Raw genomic sequence first — 17,894 nt, 5'->3', positions numbered from 1 at the left:
AAGCGCCGATCTGCAGCGACTCCCACTTACCTGGTCTTCACGCGCGAAGCCTCGTTGCAGGCAAACCTCTCCTGGTGGCCGTGCTCCTGGCCAAGCGTCCCGCCCGCCGCACCGCCCTCGCCGGACACCTCGCCAAGCAGGCGCTCGCCGACCCGGCGCTCCCTGGCACCGGCGCGGCCTTCGCTCTCACCGTCCTTCTCGCCGCGCGCCGACGTCTGGGCCCCGCGGGCAGTCGCGGTGCGGCTGGCGCCGGTGCCTGCTTCGAGGCCGGCATAAGACGCCCTGATCTGGGCGCAACCCCCACCTTGCAACCCCTTTGAGGAGATCGAATTATGGCTGTTCGTACGCACTGGACCGTGGAGCACGCCTGCTCCCACCGCGTGGATCATGACCTGTCCAATCGCCCTGCCGACAAGCGGGCAGGCTTCGCCCGCTGGCTCGCGTCGAAGGACTGCACCGACTGCTGGAAGGCGGCGCGCGACGCCGACACCGGGTCCAAGGAGGAGTGGCTCGCGGCCAAGCGGGCCGAGGAGCAGGAGGCAGCCCTCGCGTGGGCGAAGCAGTTCGACATGCCGCAGTTGGAGGGCCCGGCCAAGGCCCTGGACTGGGGCGAACGCTCCCGCCACCAGCTGATGACATCCGCGCACACCGCGCTCGTCATCGAGGGCACGTGGGACGAGGCGGACTGGGCGGAGCTGGAGGAGAAGGCCCGCGCCATCACCCGTGCCGGATGGTGGATCGACCAGCGCGACGCCGAAGGCACCGACCTGCTCGAACTCCTCGACGCAGCCAGTGAGGCGGACCGCGGGACGGAGAACCCGTTCCACTGACGGCTGGGCAACATAGCCGGATAACGCCGGTTAGCCAAAACGGCGTTCCTCCGGACTATTGATGCTCCCACCCCGCCAGCATCTGCGTGGAAGGAACTCATGTCCCAGCTTCCGCCCACCTCGGCGTTCGCACCGACGCCCGACCCGCTCACCCCCGATCGAGACATCACCCACGCCCACTTCCAGGCCGGTGACACTGTCGTCGTCCTTAAGGGGATGGCCGGCGGAGAACTGTGGGGCGATGCGATGCGCGTCGTGGCCCCGTCCTGGCACACCCCGACCGACGAGGACGGCTGGCGGCTGCGTGATGCGACCGGCGACGCCCAGTCCTACGTCACCGCCCACCCCCGCTACCTCGTGCACCTCTCGCGCCGCTGCCCGGACTGCCTGATCTACCTGCGCGCCATGGAGGATGCCCTCTTTACGCGGTTCGCCGACCGCGACGAGCTGATCGACTGCGGCTGGTACACCACCACCGCCCTGGGCCAGCTCGTGCACGTCGCGGAAATCCGGAGTGGCCGATGACTTCCCCCACGCACCGTCCCGGCCGTTCCGCCGCGCTCGACAGAGCCAGGGCCCGAGCCACCGCATCTCCGGTCGATTCTTCCTGGCCGCTTCACCTGGCCGAAGACCTCCGCGACATCGAGGCCGACTGGAGAACTTCGGCCGAGGTGTGCGCGGATGCTGCCTGGGCGGCACGGTCGGCCGGCCACAGCGTCCTGGCCCTGCTGTCCCCGCAGGACGTCACCGCAATGGGCCTTGACCCGATCACCGCCCGCACCTTGGCTCATCTGTACCTGAGCGCCCTGCGGTTCGACTTCCGCTGCCCCACCCTCCAACGCCTCGTCGAACAACTCGCGGAAGCCGCGCGTCAGCCGCTGGACTGCTACACCCGGGCCTTGTACGCCTTCGCGCTGCTGGGCCAGTCCCGCCCGGAGGGCCTGGCGGTCATGGACGAGGTCCTCGCGGAGGCCGGGCAGCACACCAAGACCCTGCACGTCCTGCTGCACGGGCTCTGGCTCGGCCAGGACCTGGACCAGGGCGCGGAGCGTCTCCTGGCCCTCAGCTCCCGACCGGCCCTCGCCACCGGCAGCGACCCGATCGTCCTCTTCCGCGTGGCGGGTGCCCTGCGCCGGCTGGGCCGGTACGACGAAGGGCTGGGCGCCATCGACAGGGCGATCGACTGTCTCCCTCCGGGGGACACCTCGGTGCACGCCGACCTGGTCCGCGAGCGCTCCCTGCTCTGCACAGCCCGCGACCTTCATCAGCACCGGCCGCCCACCCGCACGTCGAGCGGGGTGCCGTCATGATCCCCCGCCTGCACGCGCGGACCCACTCGCCGCGCGACCCGCTCGCCGAGGCACTCGGGCGGCCCCTTTCCCCGAACGAGGGTCTGACGAAGTACACCATCGTCGCCCACTGGCCGGACCTGGACTACTACACCCCCAACTACGAGCAGAGAACCTGGACATCCGCTCAGTGGGCCGAGCACCTCGAAGGTCCCTACCTGGAGCATCCGTTCACTGCCAGTGCGGACGACGGCCGACGGGCGATCCTCCATCTCGACATCCGCCTCCACCCGGACGACCGGGAGCTGACCGGTCCCGAGTGGGTCGAAACCGCTCACCGGTTCGCGCGAGCAGCCGGTATCGAGATACCCGGCGCCGCGGAGCACGGCTGGCGGTGGATCGCCGTCCAGGCACAGCCCGGGCGCCTGGACCTGATCGCCAACCTGATCCACCTCGACGGCACCTGGCGCACCCCGCCCTCAGACATACTGCGGCGCCTTGCGGACGAGGCACGCCGCATCGAACAGGACCTCAACTTGATCCCCACCCGCACCGGACCCGCGACACGCCCCGCTGTCCGTACGGCGCCCACCGCATCCGCGCAGTTCGCGAGCGTCCTTACGCAGCTCGCCGACGAGCAGGCCGGCCCGCTGGCCACGGTCCGCGGACTGATCGAGCACACCGCTCACCGCATCGCCCGCCAGCCCGGAGCCGCCAGCACCGAAGCAGCACACGGTCTGGAGCTGATCGCCCGCCGGCTCCACGCGATCCAGCAGGACCTGGACACCACCGCGGCCCACCTGGTCCGCCGGTCCCGGATCGCCGCCGCACCGCCCGTAGCCCGGCACACCGCCCACAGATCTCCGTAGGAGCAACGCCTTCTTGCCCCATACCGGCCGCTTCATGGACATCCGCCGCGACTCGAGCTCCAGCGAACTCCTCGCGCGCGGCGGCGACTTGGAGGCACACAGCATTCTCCAGCGCGCGGGATTCATCGCGGTCGTCCGCCTCCACGAGACCTACCACCGCGCCCCCGCCGGCCTCACCGAGGACGACGAGTCCCGTCTCGCCACCGATGCCGTAGCGCGCCTGCGGGCTGCCGGGTACCACGTCGACTGCGACGAACCTTTCGACACCGACGCGCGCCCCGCGCGCTATCCCACGCTCGGTACCTCGGTCTCCCACCTCGCCGAACGCCTGCGCGAAGCCACCGACACCGCCGAGGCAGCCGACATCCTCACCGAACTCACCGCGCCCCACGACGGCATCCTCGTCGGGTTGGAGGAAACCCTCGGCGCTCTGGCGGAGTTCTTCGACGGACTCGGCAACGCGACCGATCCGCACACCGCCCGGCGCCTGCGCTACCTCGCCGACGAATACGTCCGCGTCATCCACTCCGACCTCGCGTACACCCGCGAACGGCTGGCCGACCGGCACGCCCCTCACCCCGGCCGCCGCCCCTGCGCCGAGCAGGTGCCCGACCACGAGCCCGAACGCTCCGCCGTGTGCGCCTGCCCACCCCCGCCGCGTGCACTGCCGGCCCCGGCACCGCCGCCCGTCGGTGCCACCCGCCTGCGCCGCTGAGCCCCTGCAACTGCCCAAGGACACCATGCACGACCACGACACCTCCGAGCACCTCGCCTCGTACGCCGACGTCCTCGCCGGTGAACTCCCCGATACCTGGACCAGCACGCACCTGACAGCCGACGCCAAAGACGACCTCGCCGAACTCGCCGACCGGATCTGGGACCTGGACCTGGTCGCCGCCTCCCTCGCCGAGCACCCGCTGACGCAGGCAGCCGTCCTCAGCCGCCCCGACGGCGCCCAGCTCGTCCTCCTGGACCGGCACGACGGACGCGACGGCTTTCTTCTCGCCGCCGTCGCCCCGCGCGCCCTGCCCGACGAGGCGTACCGGGCTGTCGCTGAGCCCAACGGCGTCGCCCTGGCAGACGACCCGTTCCTGAGTGCCGAGCAGGTCGCTGGCGATCTGCTCGCCCGCTACGACCGTGCGCTCGCACAGGTCCGGCACAACGCCCTGGGTGGCATCCAGCCCTCCCAGCCGGACCGGATCGTCCTGACCTGGCAGCCGGACGGCAGCGTCGCCACCGCCCCCGCCGACGACCGGGCCGGCACGATCCTCGTCGCCCACGGCTTTATCCAGGACCCGCAGAGCGGCATCTACCGCCTGGGTGGTGACGACACCCAGGTCCAGGCCCGCGCCCTGCGCGAGATCGGCCCGCGCCTCGACGCGCTCGGCATCGGTACCGCCCTCCAGCACCCCGCCGGACGGACCGCGCCTACCTCAGCCCCGGCATCCATGCCGCCGACCCCGTCCGGCACCCGTACGCCAACCGCCAGGACTCGATGAACCAGGCGGAGGCCGACCTGGGCATCCCCTCCCTGCTCCTGACCGGTCATGACGTCAAGTGCACGCCCGGCGTCTTCGACGAAGCCACCTACCGGCGGGCCATGCACGGCCTCCGCACCAGAGCGGCCCGTCCCGCAGCGCAGCAACCGGCACCGGACGGCTCCCCGTCGCACTCCGCACCGGCCCGCCGTACCCCGTAAGACGCCTGAGCGGCCCCCGCACCACGCCGGGGCCGCCCAGCACACCGCCCGACTCCCGGAGAAACCCGTAGCACCCCGCACACCCCCACCGATCAGCAACCGGCTCAAGCCCCGACTCGCGACCGCCCTGTTCCGCCGCTATCTGCGCGCCTGCATTCCGACCGGCCCCGACCACGCCAACCCGCTGGCCGGCGCCCGCCCGGAGGCTGCCCTCGCCGAGGCACAGCGCGTCGGGCAGCGCCACCACCACTGACCGTCCACCGACCCGGAGGAGCATGTCCCACCCCGCCCCCTATCCGGTGAGACTGGCCGACGAGATCACCCGCCAGCTCGGCCAGCTCGCCGACCACCTCTCGCAGCTTCCCCCGCCCCAGGCCGCGCAGGTCATCGCCCGCGTTCTCGACCCGGACGTCGGAGTCCTCGGCGGCGTCACCCACCTCGTCGCCACCGGAAGCGTGTTCGCCAAGGACCAGGCAGAGCGCGGCGCGCTCCCCGCGGAGGTGTGGCTCGCTCTGGGCCGTGCCTCGAACGAACTGCACGACATCACCCTCGACCTTGACGAACACAAGGACGCCCTGCAGCACGTCAGCACCCAGCCCGCCACCACCGCGGCGAAGCGCCCAGTGCCCGCACCGCTCGTGGTTCGGCGGCGCCGGTGAAGAAGAAGCAGTGGCAGGGCTGGGGGCCCGGCGAGCAGGCCGAGCAGCACTACCTCGTCCAGCCCCGTGCCCTGGCAGGCGGCGGCGACGTCCGGCACGTCTCGGAGTTCCTGCGTGCCTCGGGCTGGCGGGACAAGTCCAAGACTGGCGGCCCCTTGTGCATGGAGAGCCCGGACCGGACCGTCCGCGTCGCCTACGACCCTTACGTCCTTCCCGGCGGCTGGACCATCCACGGCCGGGCAGACGGTGCCAGTGGCGAGTGGTCGGCGCACCTGGGCCGGCAGGCCCCGGTGGAGATCGTCGCCGGCCTGACCGACGCCCTCACCCGACCCCGCTCCGCACACGCCCCCAACGTCTGGTCCCCCCTGCAGGAACAGAACTGGCACACGCGTTTCGAGGGCGAAAACTACGTGGCGACCAGCCCCGACAGCACCGCGTGGATGCAGTACCGCCAGAACCCCGACGGCACGGCGATGTGGTGGAGCGGAGCGCAGGACAAGCAGGGCAACGGCTGGACGGCCCACTTCACGCCGAACACCCCGATGCACCTCGTGCAAGCCTTCTCCACCGAACTCGCTAGCCCCGACCCCGTGATGCGCCCGCGCGGACGCGTCCCGCACAGCGCGCAGATCCGCACCTGGTCGGTATCCGTCAAGCCCTCCCAACTCAGCGCCTGGCAGCAGGCCCGCATCACGGCCGCCCGGGCCGCCACCTGGGCCCGCAACAGCGCCCGAAGCACCAGACCGCGCACCACCGCCCGCGCCCACGCCGCCGCCAGCGGCGCACGAACCCGCCGCTGACCACGACACCCACCACCCCGAGGAGCCCGATGCCCGCACTCACCCCGGACACCATCCGCGCCGCGACCGACACCCTGTGCCGCCTCACCGAATACCTGCGCGAGAACCCCGACCCCAAGGAGGCGCTCGCTCTCGTCGAGCCCCTCCTCGACGAATACACCGGCCTGCCCATCCAGCTCGGCGACACCCTGCGCGCCCTCGCCCGCGCCGTACAGAGCCGCCCGAACACACCGCGCAGCGAGAAGATCAGCGAACTGGTCACCGAGCTGCGTGCCGCCGCGTGGGCGCAGACCGACCAGTACATGCTCCACTACGTCCTGGACGAGCTTCACAAGCTGATCGTCAGCGCCGCCTCGAGTGAGCCGGGGTGCGGTCGGTGCCGCTGAGCGAACGGCAGCTCGCCGGGTTCGCCGACAAGCACGCCTGGCGGATCCCCTTCGACACCAGCCCCCGCCATCTCGCCGGCCCCGGGGATGCCCGCCACGTCACCCACGGCTTGGCCGCCGCCGGATGGAGCGCCGTCTCCGACCCTTTGAGTGCCGAGATCGTCCTGCGCAGTCCCGACCTTCGCCACAGCCTCCAGTTCGACCCGCAGTCCGCCACCTCTGCATGGTGGCGGCTGCGGGCCGAGCCCACCGACACCGAGCCCGGCTGGTACGCCGAGTTCGGTGAACTCGTGCCCGCCGAGGTCCTCGCCGGCTTCACCGATGCCCTCATCGCCCCGCCGCCACAACAGCCAGACCCGTGGCAGCCGGTGACCTCGGCGGGCTGGCACCGCGACTCGGACGGTACGGCGCGCTCGCCGGACTCCATGTGCCACATCGAACTGCGCCCGTTGAGCGAATTCAGTGGCCGGTCGTCCTGGCACGTTGAGACCTGCGAGCCCGGCGACGGGCAGTTCCCCGGCCCGCGCATCTGGCACGCCTACTTCGACAAGGACGTCCCCGCCCACCATGTCGGATCGTTCCTCACCGCGCTGGCCGACCGCAGCCCGCTCCAGCGCGGCATGTACGACCGCACCGGCCACTACAGCGCCGTGCAGGAGCCCAGCCCGCTGCGCCCGCATCAGGTGGTCGACGCCCACACCGCCCGTATCGAGTCGCTCCGTGCCCGGGCACGCTCCGCCCGCAGGCAGCAGACGAAACCCGCACCGACGCCGGCAAAGGCCCACACCGCCCAGCCGGCCGCCCGCCGCTGAACCGACAGGACCCCTTTCCCATTTCCGCCGATCACCGCGCCCACCGCGCCCTCCTCCGTCACCTCGACCATTACGTGAGCGACAGCAAGAAGATCCTCGACGCCTGGGACGCCTACTCCGACGAACACACCGACCTCGACGGCTGGCCCTACGACGACCACGCCTACGGAAGGCGCGCGAGCCAGCGCGACGCCGACACCGCCGAGGCATTCGAGCCGCTCCGGTACGGCGCCCGTCACCTGCTGGCCACGGCCGAAACGCAACTGGCCCACCTGCCGGAGACCAACGTGCAGAGCCGCTGGGTCTACCAGCTGGGCGTCCTGCGCGACGCACTCGACCGACTCGACGAACTGCACGAGCAATGGCTGGTCACCCGCGACGCCCTCCCCGCCACCGCCAAGCCCGGCACCCCGGACTTCGACGACGCACTCGCCGCACATCACGCCGAATCGTGGAGCTACCTCGACGACTGGGCCACCCACGGCAAGGCGCTCCGCGAGATCAACACGGCCGCCCGTAAAGCCCCTTCACCCCTGGCTCCCACACCGACACCGGCCCCGGCCACCGCGCCCGACCGGCGAGCTACGGCACGGAAGTGAGCACGCCCCCGACTCCCGAGACCGTCGAGGTCGACTTCATCACGCCGCGCCACCTGGTCGGCGGCGGTGCCCCCGCCTGGATCACCGTCTCCCTGCACCGCGCCTGCGGCTGGAGCCACGGCAACGACCCCCTGATACCCCGCGTCCTGCTCTCCAGCCCGGACCAGGAGACCCTCCTGCGCCTGGAACCCGATCCCGACGGACAGTGGTGGACCCTCAACCATGCAGCGGAGCCGGACCGGCCCGCCTGGTACGCGAGTTTCGGCGCCCGCACCCCGGTCGAACTCATCGCCGCCTTCAGCGACGTCCCGCCGGCAACTCCAGGCCCGCCGCGCCCGCCGCCGGCCAGGAACAGCCGCAGCCGCTGAATGCCCCGCCCCCGCCCGGAAGGCACGTAACTCTTTGCCCCCCACCTCCTCCAACAGTTCCACCGACGGGTACGACATCGTCCTGCGCCTCCTGATCGGAGTCGCAGCCGTCGTCGTCCCCCTGTCCCACCTCGCCTGGCTGTCCGGCAACATCACCGCCTACCTCACCGGAGGCGGCTGGGCGCCGTACCAGCCGACCACCGCCCTGCTCCACCCCCAGCGCCTCTGGCCCCACGCTGGAGAAACACCCCTGCTGATCGGGGCACGCATCGTTCCCGTTCTCTTCCTCCTGGCCCTCGGGACAACAGCGGCCATCCTGTTGGCCCGGCACAAGAACCGCAGCGGCGGCCGGAAGAAGAAGATCACCGGCATGGCCAAGGCCCGGGACATCGAACCGATGATGGCCAAGGCGATCACCGAGAAGGCCCGCTCCCTGCGCCCGAGCCTGAAGGACGCCAAGCACATCGAGGCCCGCGACACCGGCATCCTCCTCGGCAACCTGCAGGGCACCAAGCAGGAGATCCGCATGGGCTACGAGGACGTGGCCGTCGCCATCATGGCGCCCCGCTCGGGCAAGACCACCTCGCTCGCGATCCCCTCCATCCTCGCCGCGCCCGGCCCGGTCCTGCTGACCTCGAACAAGGCCGCCGGCGATGCGTTCACCGCCACCTACGACGCCCGCGCCGCCGTGGGACGGGTGTGGTCAATGGACCCGCAGCAGATCGCGCACGCCGCACGCGAGATGTGGTGGAATCCCTTGGCGGACGCCAAAACCCTCGACGGCGCCGGGCGGCTGGCCGGCCACTTCCTCGCCGCCTCCGTGGACGCCTCCCAACAGGGCGACTTCTGGTCCAAGGCCGGATCCAACATCCTCGCGCAGCTCTTCCTCGCCGCGGCCCTGGACGAGCGGCCGATCACCGACGTCATGCAGTGGCTGGCCTTCCCCGCCGACCGCACCCCGCTCGACATCCTCCGCGACCACGGATTCACCGCCATCGCCGCCCAACTCAAGGGCACCGTGGAAGGACCGCCGGAAACCAGGGACGGCATCTACGAGACCGCCCGCCAGTACGCCGCCGCGCTGCTCAACAGCGAGATCGCCGCCTGGGTCACCCCGCAGAAGAACGTCCCCGAGTTCAGGCCGTCCGAGTTCGTCACCTCCACCGACACCCTCTTCCTGCTCAGCAAGGACGGCGGAGGCGGAGCCTCGGCGCTGATCGCGGCGTGCGCCGACTCGGTGATGCGGGCCGCGACCGCCCAGGCCGAACGCGCCGGAGGACGCCTCGACCCGCCCATGCTCGCGATCCTCGACGAGGCCGCCAACGTGTGCAAGATCTCGGACCTTCCGGACCTGTACTCGCACCTCGGGTCGCGCGGCATCATCCCGATCACGATCCTGCAGTCCTACCGCCAGGGCCAGAAGGTCTGGGGGGACGCCGGCATGGACGCCATGTGGTCCGCCTCTACCGTCAAGGTCATCGGCTCCGGTATCGACGACCCCGACTTCGCGGACAAGCTGTCCCGCCTGATCGGCGACCACGACGTCGAGACCACCTCGACCTCGCACTCCGAGTCCGGCAAGTCGACCTCGGTGTCGATGCGACAGCAGCGGATCCTTCCCGCCGACGAGATCCGCGCCCTGCCCAAGGGCACGGCCCTCTGCTTCGCCACCGGTCTGCGCGCCGCCATGCTCGACCTGCGCCCGTGGTACCAAGAGCCCGGCGCGGCAGAACTGTCCGCGGCGTCCGACCGCGCATCCAAGGCGATCACCGCCCGGGCCATCGCCAAGCACGCACCGGTCCAGTCCGACTTCGGGCCCGCCGCGTGAGCGAATCGCGCCTGCACCTGGTGCCCGTCCGCTCCCGCGATGCCAAGGAACTCGTCCGCCTCTGGCACCGGCACCACCCGCCGCCCGCCGGACAGATCTTCTTCCTCAGTGCCGCCGACGAGGCCAACATCCTGCGCGCCGTGGCCGTGGTCGGCCGCCCTGTCGCCCGCCACTTGGACGACGGCACCACCCTCGATGTCACCCGCACCGCCAGTGACGGCACACGCAACGCCAACACTATGCATCCTACGAACGCGACGACATGACGTCCGTCAGCAGCGCTGGACGCGGTCATCGCCGGCGGCCGTCCCGCTCAGCAAGCGGGGTACCACTACGTGCAGGCTCGCCGGGCCCGCTGAAACAGCCGCCAGATCCCGTTTCCCCGATCCCCTGGACCACCGTGTCTCTTTTGGACTTCCCCGATGTGTTCATCGGGTCCACCGACGACGGGCACACCTTCATCGTCATCAACCGCCGCATCCGCGATGCCGACCGGCTGCTGACCGAGGCCGGGTTCCTCACCCGGGAGCACCTCGGCCGCACGCTCTACCTGCTGCCGCCGGGCACTGCCCAGGACGCGCACGAGCGTGCCGGGATCGCGATGTACGGGCTCCTGGCCCACACCCACGACCTGGTCGATCTCTGCTGGACGACCCGCTGGAGCCCCGACAGTCCCGTCGCCGATCCGGAGATGCGCTTCCACTTCAGTGCCGGCACCGTGGCGGTGACGGCCAGGACCGCCGCCGCCCGTTCCCTCCTGGAGCAGCACGGCTTCACCCCGGTGGCGAACGGCTCTTCCTATCGCCCGCCGGACGGGCTGGACGAGCGCGGCCTGCTCGGCGCCGTGACAGCTGCCGAAACCCACGCCTACACCCACGGTCTCGGTGTCCGCGTCGACCTCGGCATCCCCACGCCGGCCGACATCCCTCCCGCCCCCCGCCGCCCGTCAGCTGCCCGCCCCCGCACGCCGACCACGCCTTCGACCTGTCGTCGCACCCGCTGACCCCACGCGGGTGCGGTCGGGTGTGAACGATCGCCGAGCTGCGGCCAAGGGCACGCGGCGGTACACACCTTCGCACTCCAGCCGTTAACCGCTATCCCTCTTGGAGTCTTGCCACGTCATCCAACACCCCGAGCGCGCATGACCTCGCCTGCGCGCTTGCGGACCAGATCCGCCCCGGCGCTGCTCCCCGTGATGTGACCGTCAGCTTCAGCGTCCGCCGACAGGCAGCAGCCAAGTATGACCACGGCTCCTGCGGCGGCCCGGTGACGGTCTTCGCCCAAGCACTGCACGCCCGCCTCTACGGCCTTCCCACGGACGACGATCCGCTGCCCACCGCCCTGGACGCGCTGCTGCAGGCCACACACATCGCGACCGCCCCCGAGCAGCAGACCGCGATCCTGCAACAGCTCGCCGAGCAGCTGTGCAACGCCATCGAGATCATCCAGCGCTACCAGTACCAGGCCCAATGGGACCGGCTCCCCGACACCGTCGCCGAGCAGCTCCGGGATGCCCGCGACCAGGCCCAGCAGGTCGCCAAGACCCTCGACGCCGTCGCCCCCGCCTTCAGCAGCCAGCCCGCCGCGCCCCTGCCGCCTGCCGTGCAACCGGCCCGCACCGCCAGACCACCCGCGCTCACGACTCCACCGGCCGGGCGCCGCCGCTGACCTCCGGCGACAGCCCACCCGCCGGGAAAGGCACCAACCTGGCCACCGCCGATCCCCTCCACACCCGCCTCACCCAAGAACGGTGCGCGCTGGGCGTGTTCGTCCCTGCCGGCCTGCACCCGGCAACCGCACAGCGCCAGCACCTCGACCAGCTCGCGCAGGCAGGTGCCGACCTGTTTGAGGTCGGCCTGCCCACCGAGGACGCCGCCCTCGACGGCCCCGTCATTCAGGCCGCCTACCACCGCGCCCTGCGCAGCGGAAACGCCCTCGACCACGCCGTGCGCGCCGTCGAACATGCCGCCAGCCTCCGGCCGACCGTTGTCATGACCTACTGGGAGCCCGTGAGCCGCCACGGGACCGCGTACGTGGCCCGCCTGTTCGCCGACGCCGGTGCCGCCGGCGTGATGATCGTCGACCTGCCCGCCCACCAAGCGGCCCGCTGGCACGAAATCGCACGGGAGACGGGCCTTCGCACTCCGCGCCTCATCCCGCGCACCACCCCTGAGCCCCTGCTCCCGGCCGCGGTCGCCGGCGCGTCCGGATGGCTGTACGCACCCGCCAGCATGGCCCCCACCGGCTACCGAGGGCCGCTGGGCATCCCGGCGCTCGCCGGCTTCACCCAGCGCCTGCGTGCCGCGAGCCCGCTGCCCGTGGTGTCGGGAGTGGGGATCTCCACCCCGGCCCTCGCCGCGCGCGTCGCTCCGCTGGTGGACGCCGTCGTCATCGGCACCCCTGTCGTCCGCGCCCTGGCCACCGATCCTGCCCAAGCCCCGGACGTGACGGCCGCGTTCGCCCAGGCACTGCGCCCGCCCACTCTCACGGAGACCCGTGCCTGATCGCTCCGCCCCGACCGAGGCCCTCGACCGGATCGTGGCCGACGCCCTTGTCCTGCACCGAGCCCTGCGCACCAACACTATCGGCCACGCGAACGCGCTGGCCGCGCGGATCACCGACGCCCAAGACCTCGCCGGCGCCGCCCTGCGGCTGTTCCTCGACCTCGCCCAGCACACGCCGCACACCACGGCCGGGGAGCTGCTGCTCCTCGACCACATCGCGCAGATCGCCAAGGCCGCCCAGGACGCAAGCGCCGAACTGACCGCAGCCCTTGCCCGCGCCGTGGAGAACCAACGCCGCCGAGCCAACGCCACGACGGGGCCAGCCGTCCTCATCCGCCCCTCACCACAGCAGTTCATCGAGTCGACCACCGACCTCCTCGACCGCATCCCCGCCCTCCACCACGCCATACACCGCGACCGGCTGATCCCGCCCAGCCGGCTGACGCACCAGCCTCATTGAGGGCGCGCCCCCCATTTCCTCACCTCCAGGACAGAACATTTCAGATCAGCCTCAATTCCGTGCCCTTTCCCTGGGCGCGGGAGTTCAGTCCAGCACCCTGCTCGCCCTTTCAGCAGAAGGGATCCTCCCGAAGGTCGACTACGCAATATTCGCCGACACCGGATGGGAACCCAAAGCCGTTTACGCTCACCTGGACCGACTGGAACAGGAGATAGCCAAGCCCGCCGGTATACCGGTTCTCCGCGTCTCGTCCGGAAACATTCGCAGCGACGCCCTGAATCCGGACCACCGCTTCGCCTCCATGCCCCTGCACATCCTGAACAAGGACGGGCGGCCTGGCATGACCCGCAGGCAGTGCACCGGCGAATATAAGGTAAAGCCGATAAAGCAGAAGGTACGCGAACTCCTCGGACACCCCTACCCCTCGCGCGTTCCCAAGGGCGTGTTCGTTGAGCAGTGGGTGGGAATCTCCACCGACGAATTCCACCGCGCCAAAGACGCCGACGTGAAATACATGCGCAACCGGCATCCGCTTCTCGACCTGAGCTGGAGCAGAGCAGACTGCGTCCGTTACCTCTCCTCACTCGGGCTGGCCGATACACCGAAATCAAGCTGCCTGGGATGTCCATTCCACGGAAATGCGCAATGGAGGCATATCAGGGACACGTCCCCGTCCGAGTGGGCGGACGTCGTCGAATTCGACGCGGCCATCCGGCAGGGCAATGCCCGCGCCAACGCCTCGGGCAGCCGACTGCTCGGCGAGGCATTCCTGCACCGCTCCCGCGTCCCGCTGAGCCAGGCGCCGATCGACCACGTCACCGCCGCCGAGCGGGCAGCACTGCGCATAGACGCGGACGAAGCCGACGCGCTGGAGAACGGCGTCGTGGACGGCTGCTCCCCCTGGGCGTGCCGCGGGGACACGGACGCGCTGACCCGCGACGACTTCAGGCTGGCCACGTGATACTCGACCTCTTCGCGGGGCCGGGCGGCTGGAGCAGGGCACTGGGCGTCCTCGGCGTGCGCGACGTCGGCCTGGAATGGGACGAGTGGGCATGCAAGACGCGCGTGGCCGCTGGACAGTTGACGGTCCGGACCGACGTGGCCATGTATCCGACGTGGCCCTTCCTCGGCCGCACGCGCGGGCTGATCGCCTCCCCGCCGTGCCAGGCGTGGAGCATGGCCGGCAAACGCCTCGGCCTGGTGGACCAGCCGCTGGTGCACGCGGCGGTGGAGGATCTCGCTGCCGGACGTGACACCCGAGAGCGTCTCCTCGCCGCCTGCCGCGACGAGCGCTCCCTGCTCGCGGCCGAGCCGATGCGCTACCTGCACGCCCTCAACACGGTCGGCGAGCCCGAGTGGGTCGCGATGGAGGAGGTGCCGGACGTCCTGCCGCTGTGGAAGCAGTACGCGGCCGTTCTGCGCGGCTGGGGGTTCTCGGTCTGGTACGGGATCCTCAACGCCGCCGACTTCGGCGTTCCACAGACGCGCAGGCGAGCGATCCTGATCGCCTCCCGGGTCCGTACGGCACAGCCTCCCACGCCCACCCACGTCCAGGACGCCGAGCCGGAATCGCTGTTCGGTCCGGGCCGCGCCCGCTGGGTCAGCATGGCCGAGGCCCTGGGATGGGGCGCGACCGACCGGCCCGTGCCCACCGTCTGCGCCGGCGGCGGACCGGGCGGCGGGCCCGAACCGTTCCCGTCGGGCTCCCGCAAGTCGCTCTCCGACGCCCGGGAGCGCGGCACCTGGATGCCCAGGCCGGACGGCGTGCTCCTGCAGTCCCGCCGCGAAGGAACTGGCTGGAAGGCACGGCACGGCGCACGGCAGAACCGTGCCGCCGACGCTCCGGCGCCGACCTTCACCACCGAGGCGCACCGCTGGTCCTGGTCCCTGCGCAGCAACAACCAAGCGAACGCCACCGTCCGCCCGCTGTCCGAGCCGGCGGGCACGCTGTTCTTCGGGCACCGCGCGAACGAGTGCACCTGGGTCGCCGAACCCGCCTCGCCTCCAACCGAGGACACGGACACGCCAGCGGTGCCGGAGCCGATCCGGATCACCGCCCGCGAGGCCGGCCTCCTGCAGACCTTCCCCGCCGACTACCCCTGGGCCGGCAACAAGGGCCAGCAGTTCTCCCAGATCGGCAACGCCGTACCGCCGTTGCTCGCCGGCCACCTCCTCGCCCCGCACCTCGGCGTCACCGTCACCCCGACCGACTTCACCCTCGCAGCCTGATGCCCCACGTCCCCGAACCCGAAGAAGACGACCTCGACGCCATCGCACCGCCGCAGCCGGTATTCCACGTCGAACAGGCCCTCCTCGGCGCCCTCCTCCTGGATCCACACCGTCTCAGCGACGTGACCGGCATCGCCGCCGACTCCTTCTCCACCCCCGCGCACGCCGCCCTGTTCGCCGCCATCAGCACCCTGCCTCCGCCCGACCCCGCCGAGCACGCGAAGAACACCAAGTGGCTCGACCAAGTGCTCGCCACGGGGCGCGAACAGGCGCGCGGACTGACCGCCTCCTACCTGCACACCCTCGTCCAGGTCTGCCCCTGGCCCCGCCACGCACCGGCCTACGCCAGGATGGTCGAGGCCGAACACGCCCGCCGTCGCCTGCAGACGGCCGCCAAACGCCTCACCCAGATTGTCAACGACGCGTCCCTCCCGCACCCAGTCGAGACAGTGCTCGCCGAGACCGACGCGCTCGCCGCGGTCGTGGACGACATCACGAGCCGCTTCCCGCCGCGCGCCGGACTGCTCCCCCGCACCGCGGCACCGCCGCCAGCCATCACCACCGACCACACCGAGGCAGCCGAGGAGGAGCAGCTGCTCCTCGCGACCGCCACCGCCCACCCCGCCGACATCGAGTCCGTCCGGTGGCTGCTGCCCGACGACCTCACCCGGCCCCTGCACGCCGGCCTGTGGCAATGCCTGACCGCCCTGGCCCGCCGCCGCGAGCCCGTCGACCCCGTCACCGTCCTATGGGAAGCCCAACAGCGCGGCCTGCTCGACAACGCGAGTGAACCCAGCAAGGTGCTCCGCCTGCTGGCCGAACCGGCCGGATCCGTAGAGCACTGGGCCGAGCGAGCCCTGCAGCGCTCCCTCCTGGCCACCGCCGATCACGCTGGCCGGCGCATCTCGGCGTACGCAGGAGACCCGGCGAGCACCCCGTTCCACCTTGTGGTCGGCGCCCGCCGCGCCCTCGCCGACATCAGGGCCGTGCGCACCCGCTGGCAGCACGCCACCGGAACTGTCCCGCCACCACGGCCGCGGCCGGCACCTGCCACTCGCGCCGGTCCGCCGACCACGACGGCCGCTCACGCCGCCCGCGCCGCGCGAGCAACCCGATAGCACCCCGCACACGCCGGTGGCCGGACCCGAAGGCCGGCCACCGGCAGAAGAGACGACATCCCCACGTGACTCCCCCTATCGACGCCCACGTCCGCCTCGACACCCACCCCACCCATCCCAGCGCCGTGACCGCCGTCCTGACCGGCAGTCAGGCCCGCATTGCTCTCATGGCTCTGGAGGCAGCCGACTGGACCGTCGCAGCCGACAACGTCCTGGTCCTGGCCCGCATCGACCACGAGGAGCCCTACTGGGCCAGGGACGCAGCCAAGCACCTGTCCGCCGACGGCATCACCGTCGACATCACCCCTCGACTCCGGGAGGCCATGGACGAGGAATGGACCTGGGCGAACTATCCGATGCCGTGGTGCACCCGCAGCGAGATCCGCGAGGTCTCCAACCAGGCGCAGAAGATCCACGACGACATCCGCCACGGCCATCTCCTCATCCACGCACACGCCCACGACGGCCACACCACCGTCGCGGTAGGCACGTACCTCGGCCGTGACGGCAAGTCCGTCTACCTCCACGGCGAGAACCACCTTCGCCAGATCGCCGACACCTTCGACTCACCCGCTCAGGCCCTGCTCGCCTTCGAAAAGGTCCACGGCGCCGACATGCACTCCGGTCCCACACCCCTGACCGACACCGAACGCGCCGCCATCGAAGCCCGATCCGTCTTCGACGTCACGACGGCCAAGTCGGAATCCACCCGCCCGGAGCCGGAGACCGTCCCCGTCTACCTGGCCGATGCCGGCGACCACGACGCACTCCTCGACACCTTCCTCAACCGCACGGCGAGTTCGAGAAATGGCGGACCTGGTCGGATGACACGACCCACGCCATCCACGAGTCACAGACCCTGCGCATCGAACGCGTCCACGAAACCCCGCCCCACGAGACCGCCTGGACCGTAGCCGCCTACGAGACGCCCGTCTCCGACCGCATGTGGGTCCTCACCGCGAACGGCGCCACCCCCGCCCCAGTGCTGCAGGATCTGCTGGACCACCTCGCTGACGGCGACGGCTGGGACACAGTCATCGGTGCACCGGTGGACGAAAAGAGGGGCACCGCGGCCAGCCAGCCGCTCTCCGACGCCGGATGGAAGCACACCGTGGACGGGCGATGGATCCGCTGGACATCCCCCGACGGGAACGCGGGCGTCCAGTTCGACGCCTTCACAGCACAACACCCGAATCAGAACCTGGCCACCTGGACTATCTGGGCCGGCCCCGGACCGGACCGGCCCACCTGGGCCATCACCGCGTCCCCGGACACCCCGAGTTCACTGCTGGCCAATCTCTCCGAAACCCTCGCCCACGAGACCGGCACGCGCCAATCACAGCCGGGCCGCCAGCACAGGACCGGCCTCGCCGCCAGGGCGCCGGCAGCTCCAGCGGTCACGGCCGGCCGACCCGCCAGCCGTTCACGCTGATCAACGGGCCAC

General features: G+C 71.1%; 24 protein-coding genes and 1 pseudogene. All 25 read left to right on the top strand.

The annotated features are described in order from the left end of the window. The first annotated feature begins 74 nt into the window (after positions 1 to 74). The 25 genes and pseudogenes from ACFY4A_RS18075 (at position 75) to ACFY4A_RS17955 (ending at position 17,882) form a co-directional block, all read left to right on the top strand. Positions 75 to 320, top strand: coding sequence for a hypothetical protein (locus tag ACFY4A_RS18075; protein ID WP_390830397.1), 246 nt, complete (start codon positions 75 to 77; stop codon positions 318 to 320). Between the two features lie 12 nt (positions 321 to 332). Then, positions 333 to 830, top strand: a complete 498-nt coding sequence (locus tag ACFY4A_RS18070; RefSeq protein ID WP_208611265.1) for a hypothetical protein — start codon at positions 333 to 335, stop codon at positions 828 to 830. Between the two features lie 99 nt (positions 831 to 929). Beyond that, on the top strand, positions 930 to 1,355 hold the full coding sequence (locus tag ACFY4A_RS18065) for a hypothetical protein (RefSeq protein ID WP_390830396.1): 426 nt from the start codon (positions 930 to 932) through the stop codon (positions 1,353 to 1,355). Next, complete coding sequence (locus ACFY4A_RS18060; protein ID WP_390830395.1) at positions 1,352 to 2,140, top strand: hypothetical protein; 789 nt, start codon at positions 1,352 to 1,354, stop codon at positions 2,138 to 2,140. Before ACFY4A_RS18065 ends, ACFY4A_RS18060 begins: the two co-directional genes overlap by 4 nt. Continuing rightward, positions 2,137 to 2,988 (top strand): relaxase/mobilization nuclease, encoded by an 852-nt coding sequence (locus ACFY4A_RS18055; RefSeq protein WP_390830394.1) that lies wholly within the window; start codon positions 2,137 to 2,139, stop codon positions 2,986 to 2,988. The genes ACFY4A_RS18060 and ACFY4A_RS18055 overlap by 4 nt, the downstream gene beginning before the upstream one ends. Positions 2,989 to 3,001: 13 nt before the next feature. After that, on the top strand, positions 3,002 to 3,703 hold the full coding sequence (locus ACFY4A_RS18050; protein WP_390830393.1) for a hypothetical protein: 702 nt from the start codon (positions 3,002 to 3,004) through the stop codon (positions 3,701 to 3,703). Positions 3,704 to 3,728: 25 nt separating this feature from the next. Continuing rightward, the gene (locus tag ACFY4A_RS18045; protein WP_390830392.1) at positions 3,729 to 4,487 is read left to right on the top strand and encodes a hypothetical protein; all 759 of its coding nucleotides are present in this window, start codon (positions 3,729 to 3,731) and stop codon (positions 4,485 to 4,487) included. Then, complete coding sequence (locus ACFY4A_RS18040) at positions 4,484 to 4,687, top strand: hypothetical protein (protein WP_360965078.1); 204 nt, start codon at positions 4,484 to 4,486, stop codon at positions 4,685 to 4,687. The genes ACFY4A_RS18045 and ACFY4A_RS18040 overlap by 4 nt, the downstream gene beginning before the upstream one ends. A 275-nt stretch (positions 4,688 to 4,962) precedes the next feature. Beyond that, positions 4,963 to 5,346 (top strand): hypothetical protein, encoded by a 384-nt coding sequence (locus ACFY4A_RS18035; protein WP_383318692.1) that lies wholly within the window; start codon positions 4,963 to 4,965, stop codon positions 5,344 to 5,346. Then, on the top strand, positions 5,343 to 6,146 hold the full coding sequence (locus ACFY4A_RS18030; RefSeq protein ID WP_390830391.1) for a DUF317 domain-containing protein: 804 nt from the start codon (positions 5,343 to 5,345) through the stop codon (positions 6,144 to 6,146). Before ACFY4A_RS18035 ends, ACFY4A_RS18030 begins: the two co-directional genes overlap by 4 nt. Before the next feature lie 29 nt (positions 6,147 to 6,175). After that, positions 6,176 to 6,532 carry a hypothetical protein gene (locus tag ACFY4A_RS18025; protein WP_390830390.1) on the top strand — a complete coding sequence of 119 codons (357 nt, stop codon included), beginning with the start codon at positions 6,176 to 6,178 and terminating at the stop codon, positions 6,530 to 6,532. After that, positions 6,523 to 7,344, top strand: a complete 822-nt coding sequence (locus tag ACFY4A_RS18020; protein WP_390830389.1) for a DUF317 domain-containing protein — start codon at positions 6,523 to 6,525, stop codon at positions 7,342 to 7,344. The genes ACFY4A_RS18025 and ACFY4A_RS18020 overlap by 10 nt, the downstream gene beginning before the upstream one ends. Before the next feature lie 74 nt (positions 7,345 to 7,418). After that, on the top strand, positions 7,419 to 7,943 hold the full coding sequence (locus tag ACFY4A_RS18015) for a hypothetical protein (RefSeq protein WP_351728199.1): 525 nt from the start codon (positions 7,419 to 7,421) through the stop codon (positions 7,941 to 7,943). Then, positions 7,940 to 8,275: pseudogene (locus tag ACFY4A_RS18010) on the top strand (DUF317 domain-containing protein); the annotation flags it as partial. The gene ACFY4A_RS18015 and the pseudogene ACFY4A_RS18010, both read left to right, overlap by 4 nt. A gap of 70 nt (positions 8,276 to 8,345) precedes the next feature. Next, positions 8,346 to 10,139: a type IV secretory system conjugative DNA transfer family protein gene (locus tag ACFY4A_RS18005; protein WP_390830388.1), complete on the top strand. Its 1,794-nt coding sequence runs from the start codon at positions 8,346 to 8,348 to the stop codon at positions 10,137 to 10,139. Next, positions 10,136 to 10,405 (top strand): XF1762 family protein, encoded by a 270-nt coding sequence (locus tag ACFY4A_RS18000; RefSeq protein ID WP_390830387.1) that lies wholly within the window; start codon positions 10,136 to 10,138, stop codon positions 10,403 to 10,405. Before ACFY4A_RS18005 ends, ACFY4A_RS18000 begins: the two co-directional genes overlap by 4 nt. Positions 10,406 to 10,539: 134 nt before the next feature. Continuing rightward, a complete protein-coding gene (locus ACFY4A_RS17995; protein ID WP_390830386.1) occupies positions 10,540 to 11,142 on the top strand; it encodes a hypothetical protein in 603 nt (200 codons plus the stop codon). 194 nt (positions 11,143 to 11,336) lie between these two features. Continuing rightward, positions 11,337 to 11,807, top strand: a complete 471-nt coding sequence (locus ACFY4A_RS17990) for a hypothetical protein (protein ID WP_390830385.1) — start codon at positions 11,337 to 11,339, stop codon at positions 11,805 to 11,807. Then, entirely contained in the window at positions 11,804 to 12,643 is an 840-nt protein-coding gene (trpA, locus tag ACFY4A_RS17985) for a tryptophan synthase subunit alpha (RefSeq protein WP_390830449.1), read from the top strand. The genes ACFY4A_RS17990 and trpA overlap by 4 nt, the downstream gene beginning before the upstream one ends. Next, complete coding sequence (locus tag ACFY4A_RS17980) at positions 12,636 to 13,103, top strand: hypothetical protein (RefSeq protein ID WP_390830384.1); 468 nt, start codon at positions 12,636 to 12,638, stop codon at positions 13,101 to 13,103. Before trpA ends, ACFY4A_RS17980 begins: the two co-directional genes overlap by 8 nt. Positions 13,104 to 13,200: 97 nt before the next feature. After that, the gene (locus tag ACFY4A_RS17975) at positions 13,201 to 14,064 is read left to right on the top strand and encodes a hypothetical protein (protein ID WP_390830448.1); all 864 of its coding nucleotides are present in this window, start codon (positions 13,201 to 13,203) and stop codon (positions 14,062 to 14,064) included. Further along, positions 14,061 to 15,332, top strand: a complete 1,272-nt coding sequence (locus tag ACFY4A_RS17970) for a DNA cytosine methyltransferase (protein ID WP_390830383.1) — start codon at positions 14,061 to 14,063, stop codon at positions 15,330 to 15,332. Before ACFY4A_RS17975 ends, ACFY4A_RS17970 begins: the two co-directional genes overlap by 4 nt. Next, a complete protein-coding gene (locus ACFY4A_RS17965; RefSeq protein ID WP_390830382.1) occupies positions 15,332 to 16,450 on the top strand; it encodes a DnaB-like helicase N-terminal domain-containing protein in 1,119 nt (372 codons plus the stop codon). The genes ACFY4A_RS17970 and ACFY4A_RS17965 overlap by 1 nt, the downstream gene beginning before the upstream one ends. Positions 16,451 to 16,515: 65 nt before the next feature. Continuing rightward, a complete protein-coding gene (locus ACFY4A_RS17960; RefSeq protein ID WP_390830381.1) occupies positions 16,516 to 17,364 on the top strand; it encodes a hypothetical protein in 849 nt (282 codons plus the stop codon). Beyond that, positions 17,292 to 17,882, top strand: a complete 591-nt coding sequence (locus ACFY4A_RS17955) for a DUF317 domain-containing protein (RefSeq protein WP_390830447.1) — start codon at positions 17,292 to 17,294, stop codon at positions 17,880 to 17,882. Before ACFY4A_RS17960 ends, ACFY4A_RS17955 begins: the two co-directional genes overlap by 73 nt. The last annotated feature ends 12 nt before the right edge of the window (positions 17,883 to 17,894 follow it).

This window comes from Streptomyces sp. NPDC001292 (assembly GCF_042896465.1).
Taxonomy (GTDB): Bacteria; Actinomycetota; Actinomycetes; order Streptomycetales; family Streptomycetaceae; genus Streptomyces.
The sequence above is the reverse complement of the archived record's forward strand: the minus strand, read 5'-3'. Positions and strand labels throughout refer to the sequence as shown.

What these genes read in the sequence shown, in the direction of transcription:
- ACFY4A_RS18055 (WP_390830394.1), top strand. Translation starts at nt 2,137, where the DNA reads ATGATCCCCCGCCTGCACGCGCGGACCCACTCGCCGCGCGACCCGCTC.
- ACFY4A_RS18025 (WP_390830390.1), top strand. Translation starts at nt 6,176, where the DNA reads ATGCCCGCACTCACCCCGGACACCATCCGCGCCGCGACCGACACCCTG.
- ACFY4A_RS18060 (WP_390830395.1), top strand. Translation starts at nt 1,352, where the DNA reads ATGACTTCCCCCACGCACCGTCCCGGCCGTTCCGCCGCGCTCGACAGA.
- ACFY4A_RS18040 (WP_360965078.1), top strand. Translation starts at nt 4,484, where the DNA reads ATGAACCAGGCGGAGGCCGACCTGGGCATCCCCTCCCTGCTCCTGACC.
- ACFY4A_RS18070 (WP_208611265.1), top strand. Translation starts at nt 333, where the DNA reads ATGGCTGTTCGTACGCACTGGACCGTGGAGCACGCCTGCTCCCACCGC.
- ACFY4A_RS18035 (WP_383318692.1), top strand. Translation starts at nt 4,963, where the DNA reads ATGTCCCACCCCGCCCCCTATCCGGTGAGACTGGCCGACGAGATCACC.
- ACFY4A_RS17965 (WP_390830382.1), top strand. Translation starts at nt 15,332, where the DNA reads ATGCCCCACGTCCCCGAACCCGAAGAAGACGACCTCGACGCCATCGCA.
- ACFY4A_RS18045 (WP_390830392.1), top strand. Translation starts at nt 3,729, where the DNA reads ATGCACGACCACGACACCTCCGAGCACCTCGCCTCGTACGCCGACGTC.
- ACFY4A_RS18065 (WP_390830396.1), top strand. Translation starts at nt 930, where the DNA reads ATGTCCCAGCTTCCGCCCACCTCGGCGTTCGCACCGACGCCCGACCCG.